This window comes from Phaeobacter sp. JH20_29 (genome assembly GCF_048056175.1).
Classification (GTDB): Bacteria; Pseudomonadota; Alphaproteobacteria; order Rhodobacterales; family Rhodobacteraceae; genus Phaeobacter; species Phaeobacter bryozoorum.
In genome coordinates this window covers 629,540-654,844 of sequence record NZ_JAYMWO010000018.1, presented here as the reverse complement: position 1 = coordinate 654,844, position 25,305 = coordinate 629,540, and the positions used below count along the sequence as shown (strand labels likewise).

Here is a 25,305-nt window from a genome sequence, read left to right as displayed (position 1 = left end):
GCCTATACACCCCTGCCCGATCCGCCCTGGCGCCCCGGCCGCATGAGAAAGGGCGCACCGTCTCCGGCGCGCCCTTCCTCGATATGCTGGTCCAGATCTGGCAGGAGCAGATCCGGTCTGGATTACCGGGTCTTGCCGTCGTCCTCATCGTCGAACTCGGCCATCAGCGGGTCGTCTTCGGGATGCCGGTCCATCTCCTCGTACAGATCGTCGCCGTCATCATCCTCGTCATCATAGTAGCCTTCTGCGCGCAGCTTGGCCTCGCGGGTCTTTTCCACCTGACGCACCAACAGGATCGACAGCTCGTAAAGGCCATAGACCACCGAGAACAGGATGCCTTGGGTGATCACATCCGGCGGCGTCACCAGCGCAGCCAGCACCAGAATGGCGACAACCGCGTATTTGCGCACGCTGCCAAGACCATCGGCGCTGACCAACCCGGCCTTGCCCATCAGGGTCAGGAGCACCGGCAGCTGGAAACACAGCCCAAAGGCCATAATGAACTTCAGCGTGATGTCCAGCGACTCGTTGACCTTGCCAAAGAAGGTGATGCGCACACCTTCTGTGGTTTCCGGCACCACGGCGGCATCCGCAGGCAGGTTGTCGACCGCGCCGGACAAGAGGTTGGCAAAGATGGATGACACATCGGCAAAGCCAAGGAAAAACGCCATCGCCAGCGGTGTGACCACGAAATGGGCAAAACTGGCCCCCAAGAGGAACATCACCGGCGAGGCGATGAGGAAGGGCAAAAAGGCGTTCTTCTCTGTCTTGTAAAGCCCCGGTGCCACAAAGCGCCAGAGCTGGAAGCCGATAACCGGGAATGACAGCGCAAAGCCAAACACCATGGAGATGCGGAACAGCGTGAACAGATATTCCTGCGGGCTGGTGTATTGCAGCGTTGGCGACGGGTCGCCGAGGCTGCGCAGGGTTTCCTCGATCGGGCCAAGCAGGAACTGCAGGATCGGCTCTGCCACGGTGAAGGCCAGCACGATCCCCACGATGAACGCGCCAACCGCCCGGATCAGGCGGGTGCGCAATTCGGCCAGATGCTCAATCAGCGGCGCTGTGCTGTCGTCGATATCCTCGGACGCGCTCATGTCTTGGTCTCACTTTCTGACGTCGCCGACGTGTCTGTGGCAGCCAGGGCCGCCTCCGCTTCGGCTGCCTTGGCCTGGGCCTCTGCGGCCTCGCGTGCCTTGCGGTCCGCAGCGGCACGGGCAGTGGCCGCCTGGATCTTCTTGGCATCCTCAGCCCGCTCAGCGGCCAGTTTCCCGGTTTCACTGTCGGGGTCGAACTTGGTCGGGTCGATGGATTTTGCCATATCCTGCGCGGCCTGTTTGACGCCGTCCATTGCGGTATTGACCGGGTTGGCCGCCGCTTTCAGCCCCTTGGCCATCTCATTGACGCCCGCCTCATCGGCGGCGTCATTCATGGCCCGGCTGAATTCGCGCGCCATGCCCTTGGCCTTGCCCACGAACCGTCCGACATTGCGGAACAAAACCGGCAGGTCCTTGGGCCCGACAACAATCAGCGCCACAACGCCGATAACCATGAGTTCGGTCCACCCAAGATCAAACATCGCGGCTTAGACCTTGTCTTTTTCGGTCTCGGGCGTCACGTCGCGCGCGGTCTCGGCGGTGGTCTCTTCTTCCAGCTCCTTGGTGCTGTCGTTCACGCCCTTTTTGAAGGCGGTGATGCCTTTGCCGACCTCACCCATCAGCGAGGAAATCTTGCCGCGGCCAAAGAGGACCAGAACCACGACGGCGATGAGCAGCAGGCCGGGAAGGCCGATATTGTTAAGCATGAGAGCGTCTCCTTCTGCGGCAGATCCGCCGGGAGACGGTCTGCGTTGTTGTTTGACCTGTTTTTAAGCGCCGAGCCCCCGGCGGGAAAAGCCGTGAGACATCGGCAGGGGCGTGGATTCCACGCAAAACTGCATTTTTGCGCGCTGCTGAAAACACAACTGACAGGTTTATGTCAGTTGGCCTGCTCTACACCACCCCCATTACAGCATTCAAGGAGAGACGTGATGAGCAAACATGTTGCAGAGATTGTGACCTTCAAACTGGCCGAAGGTGTGAGCGAGGCGGAATTCATCGTGCTGAGCCAGGCCAGCGAATCCTTCGTTCGCGCCCAGCCCGGATTTGTTCACCGACAGCTGAGCTGCGGCGAGGACGGGCGCTGGACCGATTATGTCATCTGGGCAGACATGGAAACCGCCAAGTCGGTCGCGGCTGAGTTCCACAAGCAGGACTTCTGCGCCAGCCTGATGCAGGCGATTGCCGAGGGCACTGCGCAGATGCGTCATGAGGAGGTACAGTGGAGCATGGCCTCCTGAGGGGCGCGAGCCAGGCTCAGGTCAAGTACGGAGGGTGGATGCGCTGCATCCGCCCTCTATCCGGCGGGGGGCGTCAATCACTGCGCGTGGTGTCGGGCCTTGACCTCCTCCCCGCGCCGTTCCAAGGCTAGATCATGCGCCGTACTGATCGCCTCTTTGATATTATCCAGATCCTGCGCGACGGGAAATTGCACCGCGCACAGGATATCGCCGAACGGCTGGAAGTCTCGACCCGGACGATCTACCGCGACATGGATACGCTGGTTGCCAGCGGTGTCCCGGTGGAGGGCGCAAGAGGGGTCGGCTATATGGTGCGCGAAGCGATCACGCTGCCGCCGCTGACGCTGACTGCGGAGGAGCTGGAGGCGCTGAACCTGGGCATGGCGATTGTGGCCGAGGCCGCCGATCCGGATTTGAAGGCCGCCGCCGAGAGGCTGGCCGCCAAGGTGGACGCGGTGCTGCCCGAAGGCACCATCGCCGAGGCGGATGCGTGGAAGTTTGCCGTCTACCCCTTTGCCGATTCTGCGCGGGGCTTTACTCAGATGCCAACCTTGCGGGCAGCGATAAAGGCCCGCCAGAAGCTGCATCTGACCTATCGCCGCATTGATGAGACGCTGACAGAGCGCGTCATCCGCCCCTTGCATATGGAATATTGGGGCCGGGTCTGGACGCTAACCGCCTGGTGCGAAACGCGTGGCGATTTCCGGGTATTCCGTGTCGACCTGATCGAGGCGGCCAAACCCCTGCCCGAGCTGTTCGTGGATGAGCCCGGCAAACGGTTGATGGACTACCAGCCCTATGCCGACACGTCCGATGCCGCTGCGGGGCCAACCACCGGCTGATGGATGTAGCTCAGCTGCCGGTCGGGAAGACGAAGCACCGGTTGCGCCGAACCGTGAGCCACATCACCCGGCCTGCATCCGGCAGGAATACATTGGGCACAGTCGCCTTCAGCACGCTACCATCGAAATCCATGCGAAATTCAACCAGGCTCTCATGCCCTAGAAAGCGCGCCCGCTCGACCACGCCGCGTGCGGCAACCCCGTCGCTGGGGGTCGGGTGCGGGCCGCGCCCGTTCCGATCAAAATCAATGCGCAGATGTTGGGGGCGGAACACGATGTCGACCTTGGTGCCATCAGGCACACCCGGCGCCAGAAACTGACCAAAGGGCGTTTCGGCCAGAGCGCCGTTCACTTCGGCATGAAGAACATTGGTGTCACTGAAGAACCCCACCGCCGCACGATCGACCGGACGGGTATAGACATTATAGGGCGCCCCCTGCTGCACGATCTTACCGGACCGCATCAGCGCAATCTCATCAGCCATCCGCATCGCCTCTTCCGGCTCATGGGTGACCAGCAGGACGGCAGCATCCTCTTCCTTCAGCAATGTCAGGGTCTCGTCGCGAATGCCGTCGCGCAGGCGATTGTCCAGCCCGGAGAACGGCTCATCCATCAGCATGATGCGCGGCTTGGGCGCCAGCGCGCGGGCCAGGGCCACCCGCTGCTGTTCGCCGCCCGACAGCTGATGGGGGAATTCGTCGATATATTGCGACAGCGACACCTTCTGCAGCAGCTCCTGCACCCGGAGGCGTTTCTCGTCCTTGCTGCCCTTCAGTCCGAAGGCGACATTGTCGGCCACGCTCAGATGCGGGAACAGGGCAAAGTCCTGAAACATAAGCCCGATTTCCCGGCGTTCGGGCGGAACGCGGAACACGGTGTCGCAGATCAGCTTGCCATCGACGTAAATCTCGCCGCTGTCCTGCATCTCGACGCCGGCAATCATCCGCAAAGTGGTGGATTTGCCGCAACCCGAAGGCCCCAGAAGACAGGTCACCTGACCGGCCTGGATCTGTAGCGACACGTCATCCACCACCGCCCGCCCGTCAAAGAAGCGCCGCAGGTTGCGGATCTCCAGACGTGGTGCGGTCACGGCGGGTCTATCGGTGCCAACCATCGGATCAAGGGGGGCAGATGTCATGCGACCTCGTAACTGGTTTCTGATCAAAACGATCTGGTTTTGCTCGCAGATATCAACCCCGCTGCCCCCATGCAAGGGAACGGGGCGCGGCGCGACAGATCGCGCTTTGGATCGGGCAAACTCACCGCTGACGGAGGGGCAGCTGGCAGAGGGTAAACCGAGGGCTGACTGCTAGCTCATAGGCTCCAGCAGATCAAACGTGAGATCATCCCGCACCCGGCCATTGACCAGCAACTCCAGCCGATGCGGCCCCGGCACCAGCGTAAAGGTGCTGGCCCCGGCTTTCAGCGGATGGCGCTTGCTGAGACGGGTGCCGCCATCGGAGATCGCCGTCTGTTTCAGTTTGAAGACCTTCGCCGAGACCTTGCCTCCGGGGCGCTGGAAATGCAGGCGATAATCCACCAGCACAGGGGCGCCGGGCGCGCCGTCCAGATGGCAGTCAAATTGCAGGGCTCCGCCGATATGGACCGGCTCCTTGGCAAGCGCCAGCGTCGCCTTGACGGCGGCCTCGGGATCATAGCCCAGCATCTGCATGGCGCCTGTATGACCCTCTTTGACGAGACCGCGCAGGGCATGGGCCGTGATCCAGGCCAGCTCCTCCGGGCGCTGCTGGTCGGCCGCGTGCCAGCTGCGTAACCGGTCCAGCACCAGTTCCGGCTCCTTTTTCGAGATGTCATTCAGGTGGTTGGCGACCGAGCGGGTGACATAGCGGGTGGGATCTGCGTGAAGCTGATCCAACAGCGGTAAGGGCTGCGCAAGAGTCAGCGGTACCGACTGCCCCCAGGGCAGCCTTGGACGGGTGCCCTCGCTCACCAGACGGCGGACATGATAATTGTCGCTCGTGGCCCAGTGCTGCATCTCTGCCAGCGTCAGATCGGTCCAGCGGGTCAAAAAGGGACGTATCGCCCATTCCATCGAGAACCGCTGCGTGATGTCGCGGAGCAGCTGCAACGACAGCTCCGGCGCCTGGTCCAGCCCGCGCAGCACCACAAATTCCCCCAAAGGCGCAAATATGAAATCACCGAAGTCATCATCGCTCAGGCTTGGGTCCAGAGGCGGTGGCAAGGCGCGCCGCAACACCGGTGCTGCGGCCTCCAGATCCTCCGGTAGGTGGCGGGCCAGCACATCGGCAATCAGCGCGATGCGCTGCTTCAGCTCCCGATCGGGCAGATCCGCCATCACCTCGGACACAAATCTGTCCGCTTCAAACCCCGGGTCCGCCGCCGCAAAGAGACCCGCGAGATAGCGGGTCTTCTCAAGATTAAACAACTGATCCTTCAGCGAAAAACCGGATGCCACGTTGCCGCCCCCATCAAATGGTCATATTGGTGGCGCCGCCATCCAACAGGATGTTCTGGCCAATGATAAAACCCGCATGCTGGGAGCAGAGAAAGGCGCAGGTGGCGCCAAATTCCTGCCGCGTGCCGTAGCGCCCGGCGGGAATGCTGGCGGCGCGCTGTTCGGCCGCTTCCTCAAGCGATATCCCCTGTTGCTGGGCCACGCCCGTATCCAGCGAGACCGCGCGGTCAGTGGCATGGATGCCGGGAAGCAGATTGTTGATGGTCACGCCCCTGGACGCGACCTGGCGCGAGGTGCCTGCCACATAGCCGGTCAGCCCGGTGCGCGCCGCATTGGAGAGGCCCAGAACCGGAATCGGTGCCTTCACCGACTGTGAGGTGATGTTGACGACACGGCCCCATCCGCGTTCCATCATGCCGGGGACCAGCGCCCTGATCAGCGCGATCGGCGTCAGCATGTTGGCATCCAGCGCCCTGATGAAATCATCACGGCCCCAATCGGACCACATGCCCGGTGGCGGCCCGCCCGCGTTGGTGACAAGGATATCGACGCCCTCTGCCGCGGCGATAACCTCGGCCTGCCCTGCCTCGGTGGTGATGTCAGCAGCAATGGTTTCGACATTGACACCATGCACATCGCGGATCGACTGGGCTGACGCCAGAAGCGCCTCTTCGCCGCGCGCGTTCATCACCAGATCCACGCCCGCCTCGGCCAGAGCCTCAGCACAGCCCAGCCCCAGCCCCTTGCTGCTGGCACAGACCAACGCCCGCTTTCCCGACAATCCCAAATCCATCAGATCTCTCCCTGTTACGGCGCGTCGTCGTCCGCCTGTCAGCTGCCCGATGGGCTGATGTGGCGGACCGGATCACGCATCTGTTCTGTTGCCCGAAGCTTGCACGCTCGCCCCGGGATTGACCAGCCCCGATGCCATCGGCGACCCGGTGGTCGTCCCCTGCCCTGCCGGCTTTGGCAGTTTCCCCTTGCGGCTTCGCAAAACCACCCCGCTCTGGTCCGCATCTCGCCACATTTCGCCGCAAGATAGAAGGTCATACGCGCAGGATGCGCACACGATACTGGTTAGGTTATTCATGCTGACACAGCTGCATCAGAGCCCCGTTGCCGCCCAGATTCTTGCTGTTTTTCCTGCCGCCGATTTCTGCGTCGAGATGGGCGCGAATATGGGCGATGGGCTTGGGGTATATGATGACCTGCATCTGGACGACGTCTATCAGCTGATGCGCAACGCGCCACCGCGCCAATTGTCGTTGACCGCACGCGCGGACGGGCAGCTTGTTATTGGTCAGGACAGCGCAACAGGTGCACCCGGTGCCCGGCTGCATCTGGATTGCCTGTTGACGCTGATGCCGGATATCGGCGCCAATGTGGAGGCGCTGGTGGTGGTTGAGGTCGATGACGACGGGTTGATCGCGGCGATCTATCTGCTGCCGCTTGCCCCCTTGCTGCCGCAGACCGGCTATACCCTTGTGCGCAAGACCCGCGAGGGCACGCGCCAGCGGCTTGCACAGCTTGCCTGTGTCTCCTTCACGCGCGGAACACATATCACCCTGGACACCGGCGCCCAGCGACCGATTGAGGATCTACAGGTAGGCGACCGGGTTCTGACCCGCGATGCCGGTGCCCAAGTGGTGCGCTGGATCGGCCAATGCACCAGCCGTGCGGTTGGAGAAATGGCTCCGATCCTGATCCGGGCCGGGGCGCTCAACAACGCAAATGACCTGCTTGTCAGCCCGGACCACCGGTTGCTGGTGCATCGCTGTCGCGAAGGTCGCCGCCGTGGCCGACCAGATCAGCTGGTGCGCGCACGCGAACTGGTCAATGGCATCGACATTGTCAAACGAACCGGCGGCTTCATCGACTATTTCCAGCTGCTGTTTGATCGCCACCAGATCATCTTTGCCGAAGGGATCGCCGCTGAGAGCCTGCTGCTTGATCCGCTGACACGGGCTGCGCTGCCGCAGGAGAAGCTGATCCGCACGCCGGGCCTGATCCCCGGTCAACCACCGCGCATCTCGGGACTGGAGCCGCGCCCGATGTAAACACGCTGGTATATGGCCCCTTCGCGCCGGGATGTGCGGGGCCGCAACAGATGCCCGGGAACTGGGCGAGAGGCGAAGCGAGTTTACGATTACTGATAGAATTGCCCCTACAATTCAACCATATGGGGAATTCTCTCCTTATGGACTCTATGGGACTTTGCCTGACGATGACAAAACAGCAACTGGTGCAGCGCTGGTTTTTCGAGGTCTGGGAGAAACGCAACATGGCCGCGTTTGCCGAGATGCTGGCCCCCTCTCTGGATACGAACGAACTGCTCGACGGGCTCCCCAATCCACGTCAGGACTATCCTGTCCTGATTGACGTCGTTCACAAGCTTGCGGGCAAATTCCGCGTTCAGATCCTGCAGTATATCGAGGATGGCGACTGGACCTCGACACGCTATCTGCTGACCTCTGATGGCCCGGACGGGATGACGCCGGTCAGTGCCGAGGGAATCATGATGATTCGGTTTGCGGACGGCAAAATCGCCGAGCTGAGTTCCAAGTTCGATGCCTTCACCTTTTTTGAACAGCTGGGTCAGCTGCCGCCAGATGCCATGCCGGCCTGCCTTGGAGGGCAGACGCTGGTCTGGGAGTAACCAGTCGGCCTCAGCTATCAGGACCGCGACGCAACGGCTGTCGCCCTGTTTTTCTTGCCTCGGCCCGCCATCCTGATATACGCGCGCTCATGCTCGATATCGTCCCAAACCGCCCCGACCTGCCGGCCGAAATTGCCCGGCGCCGCACCTTTGCGATCATTTCGCATCCGGATGCCGGCAAAACCACGCTGACTGAAAAGTTCCTGCTTTATGGCGGTGCTATTCAGATGGCAGGTCAGGTGCGCGCAAAAGGCGAGGCACGGCGCACGCGGTCGGACTTCATGCAGATGGAGAAGGACCGCGGGATCTCCGTCTCAGCCTCGGCCATGTCGTTTGACTACAACAGCTACCGCTTCAATCTGGTGGACACACCCGGTCACTCCGATTTCTCGGAAGATACCTATCGCACGCTGACGGCGGTGGACGCGGCGGTGATGGTGATCGACGGTGCCAAGGGTGTGGAAAGCCAGACCCAGAAGCTGTTTGAGGTCTGCCGCCTGCGCGACCTGCCGATTCTGACGTTCTGTAACAAGATGGACCGGGAGAGCCGGGACACCTTTGAGATCATCGACGAGATCCAGCAGAACCTTGCGATTGACGTGACGCCCGCCAGCTGGCCGATCGGCGTTGGCCGTGATTTCATCGGTTGTTACGACATGCTGCGCGACCGGCTGGAACTGATGGACCGCGCGGATCGCAACAAGATCGCCGAAAGCATCGCGATTGAGGGGTTGGACGATCCCAAGCTGGCCGAGCATGTGCCTGCACATCTGCTTGAGAAGCTGCTGGAAGAGGTCGAAATGGCCCGCGAGCTGCTGCCTGCACTGGATCCGCAATCGGTGCTTGAGGGGCATATGACGCCGATCTGGTTCGGCTCGGCGATCAATTCCTTTGGCGTGAAGGAACTAATGGATGGCATCAGCACCTACGGACCCGAGCCGCAGCCACAATCGGCGCTGCCGCGCCAGATTGCGCCGGATGAGACGAAGGTTGCCGGTTTTGTATTCAAGGTGCAGGCCAATATGGATCCCAAGCACCGCGACCGTGTGGCCTTTGTCCGGCTGGCCTCGGGCCATTTCAAACGCGGTATGAAGCTGACCCATGTGCGCTCAAAGAAGCCGATGGCCATCTCCAACCCGGTTTTGTTCCTTGCCTCTGACCGCGAGCTGGCCGAGGAAGCCTGGGCTGGTGACATCATCGGCATCCCGAACCACGGCCAGCTGCGCATCGGCGACACGCTGACCGAAGGAGAGGCGCTGCGTGTCAGCGGCATTCCGTCCTTTGCGCCGGAACTGTTGCAGGGGGTGCGCGCGGGTGACCCGATGAAGGCCAAGCACCTGGAAAAGGCGCTGATGCAATTTGCCGAGGAAGGTGCCGCAAAGGTCTTCAAACCCTCGATCGGCTCCGGCTTTATCGTGGGTGTGGTCGGCCAGCTGCAATTCGAAGTGCTGGCGAGCCGTATCGAGATGGAATACGGCCTGCCGGTGCGCTTCGAAGCCTCGCAGTTCACCTCGGCCCGCTGGGTCAGTGGCGATAAGACCGCGCTTGATAAATTCATCAACACCAACAAGCAGCACATTGCCCATGACCATGACGGCGACGTGGTCTATCTGACCCGCCTGCAGTGGGATATCGACCGTGTAGAGCGCGACTATCCAGACTTGAAACTGACGGCGACCAAGGAGATGATGGTTTAAGACCAGCACCCTGACACATAGGTGACATCAGACCCCGCCATGGATATCGACAACGAAACCTATCCTGGCGGGTTCTACAGCCTGCTGCGCCAGCTTGAAAAAAAAGAGACCCCCTTCATAGATCCGGCGTCGGCGCTGCCGCCGGTGGATGTGGATCTCTCGTCGCTGCTCGCCCCCCTGCCCGAGGCCGCACTACAGTCACCAGAGGACGATCTGCCCAGTCGGCATATCGCGCGGAAATGGGAGGCCCTGCGAGCCGAGTTCGCAGGCCAGCCCGAACTTTGGGCACGACATGCGCTGTGCATCGCGATTCTGCGGCGCCGGGATCCGCCAGAGCAAGCGCGCAGCCTCTTTCTGCGGATCTGGCGCGAACAGGGCCCGATGCTCGCCGCCGAGCTGCCCACACGCTGGTTGATTTCCGCCGCCGCCACCTTTGCCGATCATGGGGATACCATGGAGCAGCGGCTTGGTGGTCAGGGGCTCCAGATGCTGTTCCACCTGATCGCACTGCACGATAGCGAACGTCGGCTGTCCGGACGGCCGACCGATAGCGGCTTTCCTCGGGTGAAAGGCAAGAAGCTTGACGATATCGGCTTTGGCATGAAGCCCTATCACCTGCCCCACGGAGATCTGGATCGGTACATGCTGGCGCGGCTCTGGCGCCAGGTCGAGGACGATGCCGTGCTGCGCCCGCTTGGCGTGCGGATGCTGCGGATGGTCATGGACGATCCCCGCAGCATTTTCGGCCGCATTCAGCGTTACAAGAAACCCCGCAAATCATGAGCAGGCCCAACGATCCGAAATGGGGCATCGTCAGCACGATCAAGGCCGATGCAGAGACCATCCTGAATTTCGCCGCCTATCATCTGGATCTGGGGGCCCATCGGCTTCATCTCTATCTGGATGCGCCGAATCTTGAGGCCTATCCGCATCTGAAAGCACATCCAAAGGTGCGGGTCACCACCTGCGACGACAGCCACTGGAGCCAGCGCAAGAAACCGCGCCCGAAGATGCACCAAGCGCGCCAGACGATGAATGCGACCCATGCCTACGGCCGGATCCAGGCCGATTGGGTCGCCCATATAGATGTGGATGAATTTCTCTGGCCCCATATCTCGGCAAGAGGTGCGAGGCCGCAGATTGGCGAAATACTGGCTGCCCTGCCCGCTGAAACCGATGTCTTGCGGATGCGCCCGCTGGAAGCGCTTGCTGGGCGGGTGGATATGTATAAATCCATGATTGCCAGTGCAGCCGACCGCGAACAGCAGGTCCGCGCGATCTATCCCGAATTTGGTGTCTTCCTGAAAGGCGGGTTCCTCAGCCATACTGCGGGCAAGCTGTTCGCCCGCACCGGCCTGCCTGACATTCAGTTCCGAATCCACAACCTGTTCCAGCATGGTGAAAAAAACACGCGCGAGCAGGAGCAGAACGCCCTGCAGATCTGTCATCGCCACGCCCCGAGCTGGGAGGCCTGGCAGGACAGCTATCGGTTCCGGCTCAAGCAGGGCTCTTATCGTCCGGGTCTAGCTGCCGGGTTTTCGCGCAACCTCGGCGGGTTGAACACCCATGATCTGCTGTCGATGATCGAGGAAGAGCACGGTTCTGAAGGGCTGAAGCGTTTCTTTGGTGAAATCAACGCAGAGGCGCCAGACATCTATCAACGGCTGCAAAAGCGTGGGATGATCCACCACTGCCCGCTGGATCTGACCGCCAAACGGCGTGAACATTTCCCGCAATTTGAATAAACTGTTTCGAGTTTGCCCGTTTTTCAATCAATACGCGCCGAAAACCCGGCTTCGTTTGACGATTGCAGCGGATTTTGCTATGCCCCGCGCAAGCCGATAGAGACAGGACGCAAGACCATGCGGAATCGGCCCTGACATACACGCGCGGGCCAGGTCAGTGTCCGCAAAAACGGACGCATATGACAAAATTTTCAGATCTGAACCTGAACCCTAAAGTCCTCAAAGCGATTGAGGAAGCGGGTTACGAAACCCCCACCCCCATTCAGGCAGGGGCGATTCCGCCCGCCTTGGAAGGGCGCGATGTGCTGGGGATCGCACAGACCGGCACCGGCAAGACGGCTTCGTTCACCTTGCCGATGATCACCCTGCTGGCGCGTGGCCGCGCGCGTGCGCGGATGCCGCGCAGCCTGGTGCTTTGCCCCACGCGGGAGCTGGCAGCCCAGGTGGCGGAGAACTTCGACACCTATACCAAACACCTGAAACTGACGAAGGCCCTGCTGATCGGCGGTGTCTCCTTCAAGGAACAGGACACGCTGATCGACAAGGGGGTTGACGTTCTGATCGCAACGCCCGGTCGCCTGCTCGACCATTTCGAGCGCGGCAAGCTGATCCTGTCTGACGTCAAGGTGATGGTGGTGGATGAAGCCGACCGTATGCTCGACATGGGGTTCATCCCCGATATCGAACGCATCTTCGGCCTTACGCCCTTCACCCGTCAGACCCTGTTCTTCTCCGCCACCATGGCGCCGGAGATCGAGCGGATCACCAATACCTTCCTCTCCGCCCCGGAGCGTGTCGAAGTGGCGCGGCAGGCAACCACCTCTGAGAATATTTCCCAGGGTGTTGTGCTGTTCAAAGCCTCGCGCCGCGATCGTGAAGGCAGCGAGAAACGGAAGCTTCTACGCCACCTGATTGATCAGGAAGGCGAGAAATGCACCAATGCGATCATCTTCTGCAACCGTAAGACGGATGTGGATATCGTTGCGAAATCGCTGAAGAAATACGGCTATGACGCGGCGCCGATCCACGGTGATCTTGATCAGAGCCAGCGCACCAAGACGCTGGAAGGCTTCCGCGAAGGGTCGCTGCGCTTTCTGGTGGCATCTGATGTGGCCGCCCGCGGGCTTGATGTGCCCAGCGTCAGCCATGTGTTCAACTTCGATGTGCCGAGCCATGCCGAGGACTATGTTCACCGCATCGGCCGGACGGGTCGCGCAGGCCGTAACGGCACCGCGATGATGATCTGCGTGCCCAAGGACGAAAGGAACCTCGAAGATATCGAGCGCCTTGTCCAGAACGAGATCCCGCGTCTTGAGAACCCGCTGAAAAAGGCCGAACCAGCGGCAAAAGACAGCAAGGACGCAGCGACCGGCGAGACCACAGAGCGCAAGACCCGCAGCCGCAGGTCTTCCACCCGTGCATCGGCTGCCAAGGAATCGGCCGCCAAGGAAGAGACCGCAGCGCCAGAGGCACAGGCTAAGGATATCCCGACAGCTGAAGCCAAAGCTGCAACGCCGGATCAGTCGCAGGGCGAGCAGGAGAAGCGCAGCGATTGCCGCTCTTCCTCCCGTCAGAAATCGGCTGAGAAACCCTCCGCCCCCAAGACCGGGCAGAAGGGCAACCAGAAATCCGGCCGGGGACGTGGTGGCAACGACCGCAACAATGTGGTTGGCATGGGCGACCATATGCCGAGCTTTATCGCTCTCAGCTTTGCCGAGCGCCGCGCCGGCTAAACTGGCTACCGCATAGTCGTATTCCGAAGGGCTGCCTCTTGGGGCGGCCCTTTTTCATATGTGTGATCAGGAACCTGACCGCAAACAGCGCCCGATTTCTCTCATGAGCTTTGCACTTGCAGCATGGCAGGATTGCCCATTTTTGCAGATGTCGCCCCCGGCAGGAACGCCTATCTGGAGGGCAACAAGACGCACTTAAGCAAGATGAGAGCCGCCATGAACAACCTTGAGTTCCCCACTGTGACCGCCGACGAAATCCGCGCCATCGAAGCCCGCGCACATGAGCTGCGCGCACAGGCGATGGCTTCCTTCCTGCGCAGCCTGGGCCGTGGGATCGTCAGCCTGCCCGGCAAGCTTGCAGCGCTGCTGTCGCGCCCCCGGCACGCCTGACCCCATCCGCAGCGACGCCTGCACAGTATTGATTGACGGTTGCCCCTAGCAGCCGAAGAAAGCCCCGGCCCCACCGCCGGGGCTTTTTCTATAAAGCGCGTGGGCTGTGGCCCACAGGGCCGATGTGTACTCAAAAAAAAAGCCCGCCACAGAAACTGCGGCGGGCCTGTCTATCAACTTGGTCCGAAGCGATCAGCGCATCCGGCTGACCACCACGGTAACTTCCGGTTTCTTGCCAATCTCGTTCTGTGCTGTCTGGCGGGCAACGCGGCGAAGGTTTTCTTCCAGCTTGTCGTCATCGCGCAGTGTTTTGGCACCCGCGCGCATGATGAACTGGTTGAGATCCTCTTCCATCACCTCGACCAGCGCGGCATTGGAACGGCCTGTCTCGGCCAACCCCTTGATATCGCACCAGGGTTCGCCCAATGGCTCATCTTCCTCGTCAAGAATGACGGTGACGATGACATGGCCGTTCAGCGCCATGCGAATCCGGTCCCGGACCACGCCATCCAGCGCACCGTATTTGACCGAGCCATCCAGATAGGTGCGGCCGGTGTCGACATAATCCACGACCTTGGGGCGATCACCGGTCAGGTCCATCATCATACCGTTGACCACAACCGCGCTGGCAATGTCCTTGGCCTCGCCGAGACGGGCGTGCTGGCGCAGGTGACGGTGCTCGCCGTGCATCGGGATCAGCATCTGCGGCTTGATGATATCGTGCATCCGCTCCAGATCGGGGCGGTTTGCGTGACCGGAGACATGGTAGAGACCGGAGCTGTCATCGACCACATCCACACCCTTTTCAGAGAACTGGTTGATGATGCGAATGACGCCACGCTCATTGCCCGGAATGGTCTTTGAGGAGAACAGGAACAGGTCGCCCTCCTTCACCTCGATCCCGCGATACTTGCCGCGCGCCAGTTGGGCGGACGCCGCACGGCGTTCGCCCTGGCTACCAGTCACGATCAGCATCAGGTTCTCACGCGGCAGCTCTTGCGCGGCCTCGACACTGACCACCTTCGGAAAGTCCTTGAGCACGCCGGTTTCGGTGGCGGCTTCGATCATGCGCTGCATGGCGCGGCCCAGCAGCACGATGGAGCGCCCGGCCCGCTGACCGGCCTCGGCGAGGGTTTTCACCCGCGCGACATTGGAGGCAAATGTGGTGGCAACCACCATCCCCTCGGCCTCGCCCACCAGGCGGGTGATCTCGGGTCCGACATCGACCTCAGACCGGCCCGGATGCAGCGAGAAGACATTGGTGGAGTCGCAGACCAGCGCCTTGACGCCATCCTTGGCAATCTCGCACCACATGTCCGGATCAAATGCCTCGCCGACAATCGGCGTCGGGTCGGTTTTGAAATCACCAGTGTGAACGATGCGCCCCGCAGGCGTGTCGATCACCAGACCGCCACTCTCCGGGATGGAATGCGAGATCGGTGCAACGCCGATGGTAAACGGCCCCAGTTTGGTGACCTCTGGCCATGCGGAGACGGTTTTCACCTCTTCGCTGTCCAGACCGGCCTCATCCATCTTGCGGCGCGCCAGATTTGCGGTAAAGGCACGGGCATAGATTGGCACATTCAGGTCACGGTAGAGATGCGCCACGGCGCCGATGTGATCCTCATGGGCGTGGGTGATGAACACCCCCTCCAGCTGGTCGGCCCGTTCCTTCAGCCAGCTGATGTCCGGCATGATCAGATCCACGCCGGGCGTGCTGTCCATGTCCGGGAAAGTAACGCCAAGATCAACCAGGACCAGGCGTTCCTTGCCCGGTTTGCCGTAGCCGTAGATATAGGCGTTCATACCAATTTCGCCTGCCCCGCCGAGGGGCAGGTAGATTAAACGTTCAGTGCTCATCCTCGAGACCGTTATCCTTATTATATTTGTGTATGATCTGTAGCCCATGCATCGTGAGATCATCCTCAAATGCGTCAAACAGATCTGCTGTTTGCTGGAACAAAGGCGCCAGCCCGCCTGTCGAGATTACTTTCATCGGCACGTCGCGCTCCGCTTTGATGCGGGCGCAGATTTCGCGCACCAGTCCTACGTATCCCCAGAACACACCTGACTGCATACATGCAACCGTATTGGTGCCGATCACCGACTGGGGTTTGGAAATATCCACATGCGGCAGAGCCGCTGCTGCCTGATGTAGGGCTTCCAGGCTCAAATTCACCCCCGGCGCAATCACACCGCCGATATAGGCGCCATCCTCGGCCACCACGTCAAAGGTTGTCGCCGTGCCAAAATCGACGACGATGAGGTTGCCGCCATATTTGTCAAACCCGGAGACTGTATTGACCAAACGGTCCGGGCCGACATTGGTTCCCTGATCAACCCGCACCGCAACCGGCAGCAGGCAGTCAGGCTTGCCCACCACCAGGGGGCGGGTGTGGAAGTAACGATCCGCCAGCACCCGCAGATTGAACACCACGCGCGGGACCGTGGAGGAGATGATCATATCGGTGATATCCGCTTCGATCCCCTGTAGCCGTATCAGCGTATTGAGCCAGACAAAATACTGATCCGCCGTGCGCCGCCAATCGGTGGCGGTACGCCAGGTGCCGATGAAGTTCTCCCCGTCCCAGATTGAGAAGACAGTATTGGTGTTGCCGCAATCGACTGCCAAAAGCATGACCTGCCCCGTTCCTATGCCCTAGAAAAAGATATCCGCCGCCGGAATGCTGACACGGCCCTTGGCGGTGTTTAGGACAAGGTTGCCGCCGCCGTCCACAGTCTCAAAGGTGCCTTCGGTTTCGGAGTTCATGGTGCGGGCCACCACCACCTCGCCCAGGCGCGCAGCACGGGCCAGCCAGGCGGTGCGGATCGGCTCGAACCCATAGGTGACAAACTGTCGTTCATAGCGGTCATAGGCGACAGCAAGCGCGGTCAGGAACGCCTCTGGGGTGACCTGGACCCCGGTTTCCGACAGCAGCGAGACAGGCCAGACAGCACCCGGTTCCAGCCATTCCTGCATCGGCGTCTCGATCAGATTGACACCAATCCCGATCGCAAGATGTGTCACACCGGCGGCGGCCCCCGCGCTTTCCAGCAGGATCCCCGCCAGCTTGCCACCATTCAGCAGCACGTCATTGGGCCATTTCAGTGCAAGTCCAGCCGTCTCGCCGCAGAGCGCGACACAGGCATCATAAAGCGCCAGCGCCGCAACAAAGCTGCGCAGCGCCACCTGATCGGGCGGCCCCTCCGGCCGCATGACGAGTGTTGCGGCAAAATTCCCCTTGGGCTCCTTCCAGGCACGGCCACGGCGCCCCCGCCCCTTTGTCTGGCGTTTGGCCATGATCCATTCAGGGCCGGTCAATGTGGGCGCGCGGCGCGCCGCCTCATCGAGGGTGCTGTCCACCTCGTCAAGCAGGCTCCGCCCGTATCCCTCTGGCCAATCACTCATGATGCTGTCCCTTCAAGGCAAAAAGGCCCGGTCCGCAGACCAGGCCTTTGTGTGTTCTGTGTCGAAACCGTCAGTTGACCAGCGTGGCAGCCGCCGCAGCCGCTGCACCCTCGATGCCGAACATGTTGATGATCCCAAGAAGCATCACGGCCGCCGAGGCCATCAGGAACCCCCAGAGGATCGGCGAGCGGTTGGTTTCCAGCTCCTCGCCCTCTTCACCGAAATACATGTAGTACACGATGCGCAGGTAGTAGAACGCGCCGATAACCGATGCGATCACACCGGCAATCGCCAACCACGCCATATCCGCCTGATAGGCCGCATTAAGCACATAAAGCTTGCCGAAGAAGCCCAGCATCGGCGGTACACCCGCCAGAGAGAACAACAGGATCAGCATCGCCAGCGCCTTGCCCGGCTCGCGACGGGAGTAGAGGTTGAGCGCGCGAATGTCAGTGATCGGCTTACCGTCCTTCTCCATCATCAGGATGAAGGCAAAGGTGCCGATGTTCATCGAGACATAGATCGCCATATAGACCAGCAGCGCCTGCACGCCATAAGCGGTGCCCGCGGCGAGGCCCATCAGCGCATAGCCCATATGGGCGATCGAGGAATAGGCCATCAGACGCTTGATATCGCGCTGGCCAATGGCGGCAACGGCCCCGACGAACATCGACAGCAGCGACAGAAGGGCCACAACCTGGCTCCAGTCCTGTACCGCATGACCAAAGGCATCATGCAGCACGCGGGCGAACAGGCCCATGGCCGCAACCTTCGGCGCCGATGCAAAGAATGCGGTAACCGGGGTTGGCGCGCCTTCGTAGACGTCAGGGGTCCACATGTGGAACGGCACGGCAGACACCTTGAACGCCATGCCGGAGATCAGGAAGACCAGGCCGAACAGCAGACCGACGGAGACTTCACCATGCTTGGCCACCGCGTAGATACCGGCAAAGTCGGTGGTCCCGGCAAAACCATAGACCAGCGATGCGCCATAGAGCAGCAAACCGGACGAAAGCGCGCCGAGCACGAAGTACTTCAGACCGGCTTCGGTGGATTTCACACTGTCACGACGCAGCGAAGCCACGACGTAGAGCGCCAGAGACTGCAGCTCAAGGCCCATGTATAGCGACATCAGGTTGCCGGCCGAGACCATCACCATCATGCCCACCGCGCTCAGCGCGACGAGGATGGGATACTCAAAGCGCAACATGCCACGGCGTGACATGTAGTCCTGGCCCATGACCAGCACGGCAGAGGCCGACAGCAGGATGGCGACCTTGGCAAAGCGGGCAAAACCATCGTCGACGAACATGCCGTTGAATGCCTCGCGGCTGCCCGAGGATCCGGTGGCGATCCAGATGGCCAGCGCCGACATCAGACCGGCCATCAGCCAGATCAATGCCGGGGCCAGTTTGTCCTTGCCGGTGTAGACAGCGCCAAGGAGCGCCGCCATTGCGCTGAGCGCCAGAACAATCTCTGGCAGGATAACGGTGAGATCAGCTGGGATCATCGCCCACGCCCCCTTAGTGCGAAGCTATCTGGGTCGCCGGGGACAGGTCCGCGGCAGCCAGAGATTCATTGAAGTTTGCAATCAGCGCCTCGGTCGACGGGCTGATGATATCGGTGACAAGCGCCGGGTAGACGCCCAGAAGGATGGTCATCACCACCAGCGGTGCAAAGATGAACCGCTCGCGGGCAGTCATATCCTTGATGGTCTTGAGGCTGCCCTTGATCAGGTCGCCAAAGACCACGCGGCGGTAGAGCCACAGCGCATAGCCTGCCGAGAAGATGACACCGGTTGCGGCAACTGCTGCGACCCAGGTGTTCTTCTGGAAGGTGCCCATCAGCGTCAGGAATTCCCCGATGAAGCCCGAGGTGCCCGGCAGGCCGACGTTGCCCATCGTGAAGAACATGAAGACCAGCGCATAGGCAGGCATACGAATGACAAGGCCACCATAGGCGTCGATGTCACGGGTGTGCATCCGATCATAGATGACACCCACGCAGAGGAAGAGCGCCGCCGAGATGAAGCCGTGGCTCAGCATCTGGAAGATCGCGCCATCAATGCCCTGCTGGTTCGCCGCAAAGATGCCCATGGTCACAAAGCCCATATGCGCCACCGAAGAATAGGCGATCAGCTTCTTCATGTCCGACTGCACCAGCGCCACCAGCGAAGTATAGACCACCGCAATCGCCGACATCCACAGGATCAGATCCGTCATCACGTCGGCCCCGACGGGGAACATCGGCAAGCTGAAGCGCAGGAAGCCGTAGCCGCCCATCTTCAACAGGATCGCCGCCAGCACCACGGAGCCTGCGGTCGGCGCCTGCACGTGCGCATCGGGCAGCCAGGTGTGCACCGGCCACATCGGCATTTTCACCGCGAAGGAGGCAAAGAACGCGAGGAACAACAGGGTCTGCATCCCACCAACGACATGCACTCCAAGAAGATCAAAGCCGGAGGCCGAGAAACTGTGCGTCAGCAGCTGGGCAATATCGGTGGTGCCTGCATCCGCGTACATCGCGACCATCGCCACCAGCATCAGCACCGAGCCAAAGAAGGTGTAGAGGAAGAATTTGAACGACGCGTAGATCCGTTCCTTGCCGCCCCAGATGCCGATGATCAGGAACATAGGGATCAGGCCCGCCTCAAAGAACAGGTAGAACAGCACCAGATCCAGCGCCATGAACACGCCAAGCATCAGCGTCTCCAGCATCAGAAAGGCGATCATGTATTCCTTGACGCGGGTGTTCACACCCCAGCTCGCCAAAATGGTCAGCGGCATAACAAAGGTGGTGAGCATCACAAACAGCACCGAAATGCCATCGACGCCCATCTTGTACTTCAGGCCAAAGATCCATTCGGCCTCTTCCACAAACTGAAAGCCTGTGTCGGAGGGGTCGAACTGGAAATAGATGCCAAGGCTCACCAGGAAGGTGATCGTGGTGGCAAAAAGCGCAACAGACTTGGCGTTGCGCTGCGCCGCCTCATCCTCGCCGCGCAGGAACAGGGCCAGAATGGCCGCCGCAAGCGCCGGGATAAAGGTGACAATAGAAAGGAGATTGTCCATCAGTGCGCTCCTCCGCCGATCGACATCCAGGTAACCAGGGCAGCAATGCCCAGCACCATCCAGAAAGCATAGGTGAAAATGTAACCCGACTGTGCGCGACCGGCGAGGCGGGTGAAGAAGGGAATGATGCCCATGGCGATCCCGTTGAGCGCGCCGTCAATGGTCTTGCCGTCACCGCGCTTCCAGAAGAAGCGGCCGATCATCAGCGTCGGTTTGACAAAGACAAAATCGTAGAGCTCGTCAAAATACCACTTGTTCTTGAGGAACAGGTACAGCGGCTGCTGCTGCTTGGCGAGACGTCCCGGCAGGCTTGGGTTCACGATGTAGAACAGGATCGCAAGACCAAGACCAAGCAGCATCGCGATAAAGGGCGAAACTTTCACCCATTTCGGAGCGGCGTGCGCGTCATCCAGCACAGTGTTGTCGGCACCGAAATACAGCGCGCCTTCGCCCGGTTGACCCGCGAATACATAGTGATGCTCACCGGATGCTTCAGCGGTGCCGTGACCATCATCCGCCGTGCTGGCATGGCTGTCATCAGCGCCGTGGCGCGAATCCGCTGCCGCATCGCCATGTGCCGCGGCTTCTGCCACCGGGATGCCGTAGAATTTGCCAACCTTATCAGCATGGCCGAAGAAGCTGTTATACCAGAGCATGCCAGAGAAGATCGCACCAAGGGCAAGCACACCCAGCGGGATCAGCATGACCATCGGGCTTTCATGCGCGTGATCATGCGTATGCTTGTCGCCGCGCGGCTTGCCGTAGAAGGTCAGGAAGATCAGGCGCCAGCTGTAGAAGGATGTCATTGCCGCCGCGATGACCAGCAGCCAGAAACCATACATCGACCCGCCAGCATAGGCGCTCTCGATAATGGCATCCTTGGACAGGAAGCCGGCAAAGCCAAAGTGGGTCAGCGGGATACCAACGCCGGTGATGGCCAGCGTGCCGATCATCATCGCCGCAAAGGTGTAGGGGATCTTTTTGCGCAGACCACCGTAGTTCATCATGTCCTGCTCATGGTGCATCGCGTGGATCACGGAGCCTGCACCAAGGAACAGCATCGCCTTGAAGAAGGCATGTGTGAACAGGTGGAACATCGCAGCGGAATACATGCCGACGCCAGCGGCCACGAACATGTAGCCAAGCTGTGAACAGGTGGAATAGGCGATCACGCGTTTGATGTCGGTCTGAACCAGACCCACAGTCGCCGCGAAGAAGGCCGTGGTTGCACCCAGCACGGTGATGAAGGTTGTCGCTTCGGGTGCGAACTCCATCAGCGGCGACATGCGGCAGACGAGGAAGACACCGGCGGTCACCATGGTGGCGGCGTGGATCAGGGCCGACACCGGGGTCGGGCCTTCCATCGCATCCGGCAACCAAGTGTGCAGGATCAGCTGCGCCGATTTACCCATGGCACCAATGAACAGCAGGACTGCAATCAGATTGGCGGCATTCCACTCCGACCAGAGAAAGGTCAGCTGGGTTTCCGCCAGCTGCGGCACCGCTGCAAAGATGTCATCAAAATTGATGCTGTCAGTCAGGAAGAACAGGGCAAAGATACCGAGGGCAAAGCCAAAGTCACCCACGCGGTTGACGATGAAGGCTTTCATCGCTGCCGCATTGGCCGAAGGCTTGCGGTAGTAGAAACCGATCAGCAGGTAGGAGGCAACGCCCACGCCTTCCCAGCCGAAGAACATCTGCACCAGGTTGTCGGAGGTCACCAGCATCAGCATCGCGAAGGTGAAGAACGACAGATAGGCAAAGAAGCGCGGCTTGTAGCTCTCGCCGTCTTTCCACTGCGGGTCATGGGCCATGTAGCCAAAGGAATAGAGATGCACCAGCGATGACACCGTGGTCACAACGATCAGCATGATCGCCGTCATCCGGTCCAGACGGATCGCCCAGGATGTCGACAGCGAGCCGCTTTCGATCCAGCGCATGATCTCGATCGACTGGGTCACCCCGTCAAAGCTGAGGAAGACGATCCACGACAGAAGCGCCGACAGGAACAAAAGCCCGGTCGCCGTCCAGGTGGCTGCGGTCTCGCCGATGAACTTCCAGCCAAAGCCACAGATGATGGCCCCGACCAGAGGGGCAAAGAGAAGGATGGTTTCCATGACGCTTTAGCCCTTCATCACGTTGATGTCTTCCACGGCGATGGTGCCGCGGTTGCGGAAGAAGCAAACCAGGATCGCAAGACCAATAGCGGCCTCGGCGGCGGCCACGGTCAGCACAAAGAGGGTGAAGACCTGACCCACCAGATCCCCAAGGAAGCTGGAGAAAGCCACAAGGTTGATGTTCACCGCCAAGAGCATCAGTTCGATGCTCATCAGCAGGATGATGACGTTCTTGCGGTTCAGGAAGAGCCCGAAGATGCCGATGACGAACAGCGTCGCCGCGACGGTTAGATAATGCTCGAGTGTGATCATTGTCTCAAAGCCCCTGCCCCGGTTTCACATCCTTGAGTTCCATGGCCAAGGCCGGATCGCGCATCATCTGGGCGACAACGTCCTGACGCTTGACGTCGGTGCGGTGGCGCAGGGTCAGCACAATGGCGCCGATCATCGCAACCAGCAGGATCAGCCCGGAAAGTTGGAACAGAAGGAAATATTGATCGTAAATGATGAGGCCAAGCGCCTCGGTGTTATGCTGGTCAGTCGGGATCGGCTGGGCCAGCTGCGTGGCCGCCGCCGGTGCGGTTTCCCACACACCAAAAGCCATCACGAACTGCATAAGGATCACCAGACCGATGAGCAGCGCCAACGGCATATAGCGCGCCATCTCTGCTTTCAGCTCGGCAAAATCCACGTCCAGCATCATCACCACAAAGAGGAACAGCACCGCAACGGCACCGACGTAGACGATGACCAGCAGCATGGCGACAAATTCAGCGCCCAGCAGCACGAACAGCCCGGCCGAGGAAATAAAGGCCAGGATCAGCCACAGCACAGAATGCACCGGCTGGCGGCTGATCACCGTGAACAGCCCGCCGGTGATGGCGCTGATGGCAAAGAGGTAAAAGGCAAAAACGCTCATGTTTCATCGTCCCCTTTGGCGTCCAGAACCTCTTGCGCCAGTTCCAGCGCGCGGGTCATGGCCGGGATGCCGGCAAACACCGACATCTGTCCGATCGTTTCAACGATCTCTTGTTTCTTCGCGCCCGCCTCTAGGGCGTGGCGTACGGTCTGGCGCACGGCTGAATCCGCCTGCGCGCCCTGCATTGTCAGCCCGGCCAATGTCAGCAGCAGCCGGGTCTTGGCATCCAGCCCGCCCTTGTTGACGGTATTGCCGAACATCATCTCCATGACATCCTTCGGCATCGTCGGCCACAGCGCTTCAAACTCCTTGAACGCTCCGGTGGGAGAGAAGCTCTCCAACGCCGGGTTCAGGGCTTTGGCCATGTCCTGGGCCTGGGCCATCATGGCCTCAAATGGGTTCTTGGCATCGCTCATCGGTACGGCGCGTCCAGTTCGAGATTGCGCGCGATCTCGGCTTCCCAGCGCTCCCCGTTCGAAAGCAGCTTGTCCTTGTCGTAGAACAGCTCCTCGCGGGTCTCGGTGGCGAACTCGAAGTTCGGGCCTTCGACGATTGCATCCACCGGGCAGGCTTCCTGGCAGAAACCGCAGTAGATACACTTCGTCATGTCGATGTCGTACCGCGTGGTGCGGCGGCTGCCGTCCTCGCGCGGTTCCGCGTCGATGGTGATCGCCTGCGCCGGGCAGATCGCCTCGCACAGTTTACAGGCAATGCAGCGCTCCTCGCCGTTCGGATAGCGGCGCAGAGCATGCTCGCCGCGAAAACGCGGCGACAGCGGGCCCTTCTCGTGCGGGTAGTTCAGGGTGGCTTTGGGGGCGAAGAAATACTTCATCCCCAGTTTGAAGCCGACCCAGAAATCCTGCAGCAGGAAGTATTTGGCGGCGCGGGTGTAGTCGATGTTCGCCATTGATCAGCCTCCCACGGTCCAGCGGGCGAAGATGCCCCAGAACCAGTCAAATTTTGCAGCAAAGGATACGAAGACCACCCAGGCCAGCGAGAACGGCAGGAACACTTTCCAACCCAGACGCATCAGCTGGTCATAGCGGTAGCGGGGCGTGATTGCCTTCACCATTGCGAAGAGGAAGAAGAAGAACGCCATTTTGCCGACCATCCACAGGACGCCGTCGGGCAGCCCAGGGATCGGAGACAGCCAGCCGCCGAAGAACAACAGTGTTGTCAGCGCGCACATCAGGAAGATGGCGATGTATTCCCCGGCCATGAACAGCAGGAACGGTGTCGCCGAGTATTCCACCTGGTAGCCTGCAACCAGCTCCGATTCCGCTTCCGGCAGATCGAACGGCGGGCGGTTGGTTTCCGCAAGTGCCGAGATGAAGAACAGGAAGACCATCGGGAAATGCGGGATCCAGTACCAGTTCAGCAGACCCAGATCACCGTCCTGCGCACGTACGATGTCGCCGAAGTTCATCGAACCGGTGGAGATGATGACCCCAACGATAATCAGACCAATCGAGACCTCGTAAGAGATCATCTGCGCCGCTGAGCGCAAGCTGCCGAGGAACGGATATTTCGAGTTCGAGGCCCAGCCGCCCATGATCACGCCGTAGACCTCCAAGCTGGAGACCGCGAAAACATAGAGAATCGCCACATTGATGTCCGACAGGACCCAGCCGTCGTTGAAGGGGATCACCGCCCAGGCGATCATCGCCAGCACAAAGCTGGTCAATGGGGCCAGAATAAACACGGTGCGATCGGCACCGGCGGGGATCACCACCTCTTTGACAACATATTTGAGCGCGTCGGCCACCGATTGCAGCAGGCCGTAGATGCCTACGACATTGGGGCCACGACGCATCTGGACAGCCGCCCAGATCTTGCGGTCCCCGTAGACGAGGAACAGCAGCGAAATCATGACAAATGCAACAACTGCAAGCACTTGCGCCAGGATCAGAACAGCGATGCCGCCTGGGGTGTTAAAGAATTCAGCCATAGG

Annotated in this window: 26 protein-coding genes; 9 read left to right on the top strand and 17 right to left on the bottom strand. The window is 60.6% G+C overall.

All coding sequences use genetic code 11. The features are described 5' to 3' along the window. Window positions 1-122 precede the first annotated feature (122 nt). From tatC to tatA, 3 genes are read right to left on the bottom strand one after another with little or no spacing between them, the layout of a single operon-like run. Complete coding sequence (gene tatC / locus VWZ85_RS18045) at window positions 123-1,097, bottom strand: twin-arginine translocase subunit TatC (RefSeq protein WP_340545144.1); 975 nt, start codon at window positions 1,095-1,097, stop codon at window positions 123-125. Then, entirely contained in the window at window positions 1,094-1,579 is a 486-nt protein-coding gene (gene tatB, locus VWZ85_RS18040) for a Sec-independent protein translocase protein TatB (RefSeq protein WP_260087519.1), read from the bottom strand. Before tatB ends, tatC begins: the two co-directional genes overlap by 4 nt. 6 nt (window positions 1,580-1,585) lie before the next feature. Continuing rightward, window positions 1,586-1,804 carry a twin-arginine translocase TatA/TatE family subunit gene (tatA, locus tag VWZ85_RS18035; RefSeq protein WP_260080776.1) on the bottom strand — a complete coding sequence of 73 codons (219 nt, stop codon included), beginning with the start codon at window positions 1,802-1,804 and terminating at the stop codon, window positions 1,586-1,588. 225 nt (window positions 1,805-2,029) lie between these two features. On the opposite strand from tatA, the gene VWZ85_RS18030 reads away from it, so the two are divergent. Continuing rightward, window positions 2,030-2,338, top strand: coding sequence for an antibiotic biosynthesis monooxygenase family protein (locus VWZ85_RS18030; RefSeq protein WP_416535921.1), 309 nt, complete (start codon window positions 2,030-2,032; stop codon window positions 2,336-2,338). Window positions 2,339-2,472: 134 nt separating this feature from the next. Continuing rightward, window positions 2,473-3,180, top strand: a complete 708-nt coding sequence (locus VWZ85_RS18025) for a helix-turn-helix transcriptional regulator (RefSeq protein WP_416589338.1) — start codon at window positions 2,473-2,475, stop codon at window positions 3,178-3,180. A 10-nt stretch (window positions 3,181-3,190) separates the two neighbouring features. Here the strand turns inward: VWZ85_RS18025 and VWZ85_RS18020 are convergent, their stop codons facing one another. From VWZ85_RS18020 to VWZ85_RS18010, 3 genes are all read right to left on the bottom strand, one after another. Next, window positions 3,191-4,318, bottom strand: coding sequence for an ABC transporter ATP-binding protein (locus tag VWZ85_RS18020; protein ID WP_340545141.1), 1,128 nt, complete (start codon window positions 4,316-4,318; stop codon window positions 3,191-3,193). A gap of 171 nt (window positions 4,319-4,489) precedes the next feature. Then, window positions 4,490-5,617 (bottom strand): hypothetical protein, encoded by a 1,128-nt coding sequence (locus VWZ85_RS18015; protein WP_416589337.1) that lies wholly within the window; start codon window positions 5,615-5,617, stop codon window positions 4,490-4,492. Between the two features lie 13 nt (window positions 5,618-5,630). Then, the gene (locus tag VWZ85_RS18010) at window positions 5,631-6,410 is read right to left on the bottom strand and encodes an SDR family oxidoreductase (protein WP_416542854.1); all 780 of its coding nucleotides are present in this window, start codon (window positions 6,408-6,410) and stop codon (window positions 5,631-5,633) included. A gap of 295 nt (window positions 6,411-6,705) precedes the next feature. Here VWZ85_RS18010 and VWZ85_RS18005 point away from each other — a divergent pair, with 295 nt between their 5' ends. The 7 genes from VWZ85_RS18005 to VWZ85_RS17975 all read left to right on the top strand — a co-directional run bounded on the left by VWZ85_RS18005 (window position 6,706) and on the right by VWZ85_RS17975 (window position 13,838). After that, complete coding sequence (locus VWZ85_RS18005) at window positions 6,706-7,674, top strand: Hint domain-containing protein (RefSeq protein ID WP_416589336.1); 969 nt, start codon at window positions 6,706-6,708, stop codon at window positions 7,672-7,674. A gap of 167 nt (window positions 7,675-7,841) precedes the next feature. Beyond that, window positions 7,842-8,273: an ester cyclase gene (locus VWZ85_RS18000; protein WP_416589335.1), complete on the top strand. Its 432-nt coding sequence runs from the start codon at window positions 7,842-7,844 to the stop codon at window positions 8,271-8,273. Window positions 8,274-8,362: 89 nt separating this feature from the next. After that, a complete protein-coding gene (locus tag VWZ85_RS17995) occupies window positions 8,363-9,970 on the top strand; it encodes a peptide chain release factor 3 (RefSeq protein WP_340545136.1) in 1,608 nt (535 codons plus the stop codon). A gap of 39 nt (window positions 9,971-10,009) precedes the next feature. Beyond that, a complete protein-coding gene (locus VWZ85_RS17990; RefSeq protein ID WP_416536910.1) occupies window positions 10,010-10,753 on the top strand; it encodes a hypothetical protein in 744 nt (247 codons plus the stop codon). Further along, entirely contained in the window at window positions 10,750-11,715 is a 966-nt protein-coding gene (locus VWZ85_RS17985; RefSeq protein ID WP_416589334.1) for a glycosyltransferase family 2 protein, read from the top strand. The genes VWZ85_RS17990 and VWZ85_RS17985 overlap by 4 nt, the downstream gene beginning before the upstream one ends. A 179-nt stretch (window positions 11,716-11,894) precedes the next feature. Then, complete coding sequence (locus tag VWZ85_RS17980) at window positions 11,895-13,448, top strand: DEAD/DEAH box helicase (protein WP_416589333.1); 1,554 nt, start codon at window positions 11,895-11,897, stop codon at window positions 13,446-13,448. Between the two features lie 216 nt (window positions 13,449-13,664). After that, on the top strand, window positions 13,665-13,838 hold the full coding sequence (locus VWZ85_RS17975) for an RSP_7527 family protein (protein ID WP_374015318.1): 174 nt from the start codon (window positions 13,665-13,667) through the stop codon (window positions 13,836-13,838). A 192-nt stretch (window positions 13,839-14,030) separates the two neighbouring features. Here the strand turns inward: VWZ85_RS17975 and VWZ85_RS17970 are convergent, their stop codons facing one another. From VWZ85_RS17970 to nuoH, 11 genes are all read right to left on the bottom strand, one after another. Further along, window positions 14,031-15,698: a ribonuclease J gene (locus tag VWZ85_RS17970; protein WP_416589332.1), complete on the bottom strand. Its 1,668-nt coding sequence runs from the start codon at window positions 15,696-15,698 to the stop codon at window positions 14,031-14,033. After that, a complete protein-coding gene (locus VWZ85_RS17965; RefSeq protein WP_340545130.1) occupies window positions 15,688-16,476 on the bottom strand; it encodes a type III pantothenate kinase in 789 nt (262 codons plus the stop codon). The genes VWZ85_RS17970 and VWZ85_RS17965 overlap by 11 nt, the downstream gene beginning before the upstream one ends. A 21-nt stretch (window positions 16,477-16,497) precedes the next feature. After that, complete coding sequence (locus VWZ85_RS17960) at window positions 16,498-17,247, bottom strand: biotin--[acetyl-CoA-carboxylase] ligase (protein ID WP_416537790.1); 750 nt, start codon at window positions 17,245-17,247, stop codon at window positions 16,498-16,500. Window positions 17,248-17,317: 70 nt separating this feature from the next. Next, complete coding sequence (gene nuoN, locus VWZ85_RS17955) at window positions 17,318-18,757, bottom strand: NADH-quinone oxidoreductase subunit NuoN (RefSeq protein WP_340545128.1); 1,440 nt, start codon at window positions 18,755-18,757, stop codon at window positions 17,318-17,320. A 13-nt stretch (window positions 18,758-18,770) separates the two neighbouring features. Beyond that, window positions 18,771-20,318 carry an NADH-quinone oxidoreductase subunit M gene (locus VWZ85_RS17950; protein WP_340545127.1) on the bottom strand — a complete coding sequence of 516 codons (1,548 nt, stop codon included), beginning with the start codon at window positions 20,316-20,318 and terminating at the stop codon, window positions 18,771-18,773. Further along, entirely contained in the window at window positions 20,318-22,435 is a 2,118-nt protein-coding gene (nuoL, locus tag VWZ85_RS17945) for an NADH-quinone oxidoreductase subunit L (protein WP_416589331.1), read from the bottom strand. The genes VWZ85_RS17950 and nuoL overlap by 1 nt, the downstream gene beginning before the upstream one ends. Before the next feature lie 6 nt (window positions 22,436-22,441). Further along, window positions 22,442-22,747 (bottom strand): NADH-quinone oxidoreductase subunit NuoK, encoded by a 306-nt coding sequence (gene nuoK / locus VWZ85_RS17940; RefSeq protein ID WP_014874166.1) that lies wholly within the window; start codon window positions 22,745-22,747, stop codon window positions 22,442-22,444. A gap of 4 nt (window positions 22,748-22,751) precedes the next feature. Continuing rightward, a complete protein-coding gene (locus VWZ85_RS17935; RefSeq protein WP_340545125.1) occupies window positions 22,752-23,354 on the bottom strand; it encodes an NADH-quinone oxidoreductase subunit J in 603 nt (200 codons plus the stop codon). Beyond that, window positions 23,351-23,770, bottom strand: a complete 420-nt coding sequence (locus VWZ85_RS17930) for a carboxymuconolactone decarboxylase family protein (protein ID WP_340545124.1) — start codon at window positions 23,768-23,770, stop codon at window positions 23,351-23,353. Before VWZ85_RS17930 ends, VWZ85_RS17935 begins: the two co-directional genes overlap by 4 nt. After that, window positions 23,767-24,261 carry an NADH-quinone oxidoreductase subunit NuoI gene (nuoI, locus tag VWZ85_RS17925; RefSeq protein WP_340545123.1) on the bottom strand — a complete coding sequence of 165 codons (495 nt, stop codon included), beginning with the start codon at window positions 24,259-24,261 and terminating at the stop codon, window positions 23,767-23,769. Before nuoI ends, VWZ85_RS17930 begins: the two co-directional genes overlap by 4 nt. 3 nt (window positions 24,262-24,264) lie before the next feature. Beyond that, window positions 24,265-25,302, bottom strand: a complete 1,038-nt coding sequence (gene nuoH, locus VWZ85_RS17920; protein ID WP_416589330.1) for an NADH-quinone oxidoreductase subunit NuoH — start codon at window positions 25,300-25,302, stop codon at window positions 24,265-24,267. Window positions 25,303-25,305: the final 3 nt, after the last annotated feature.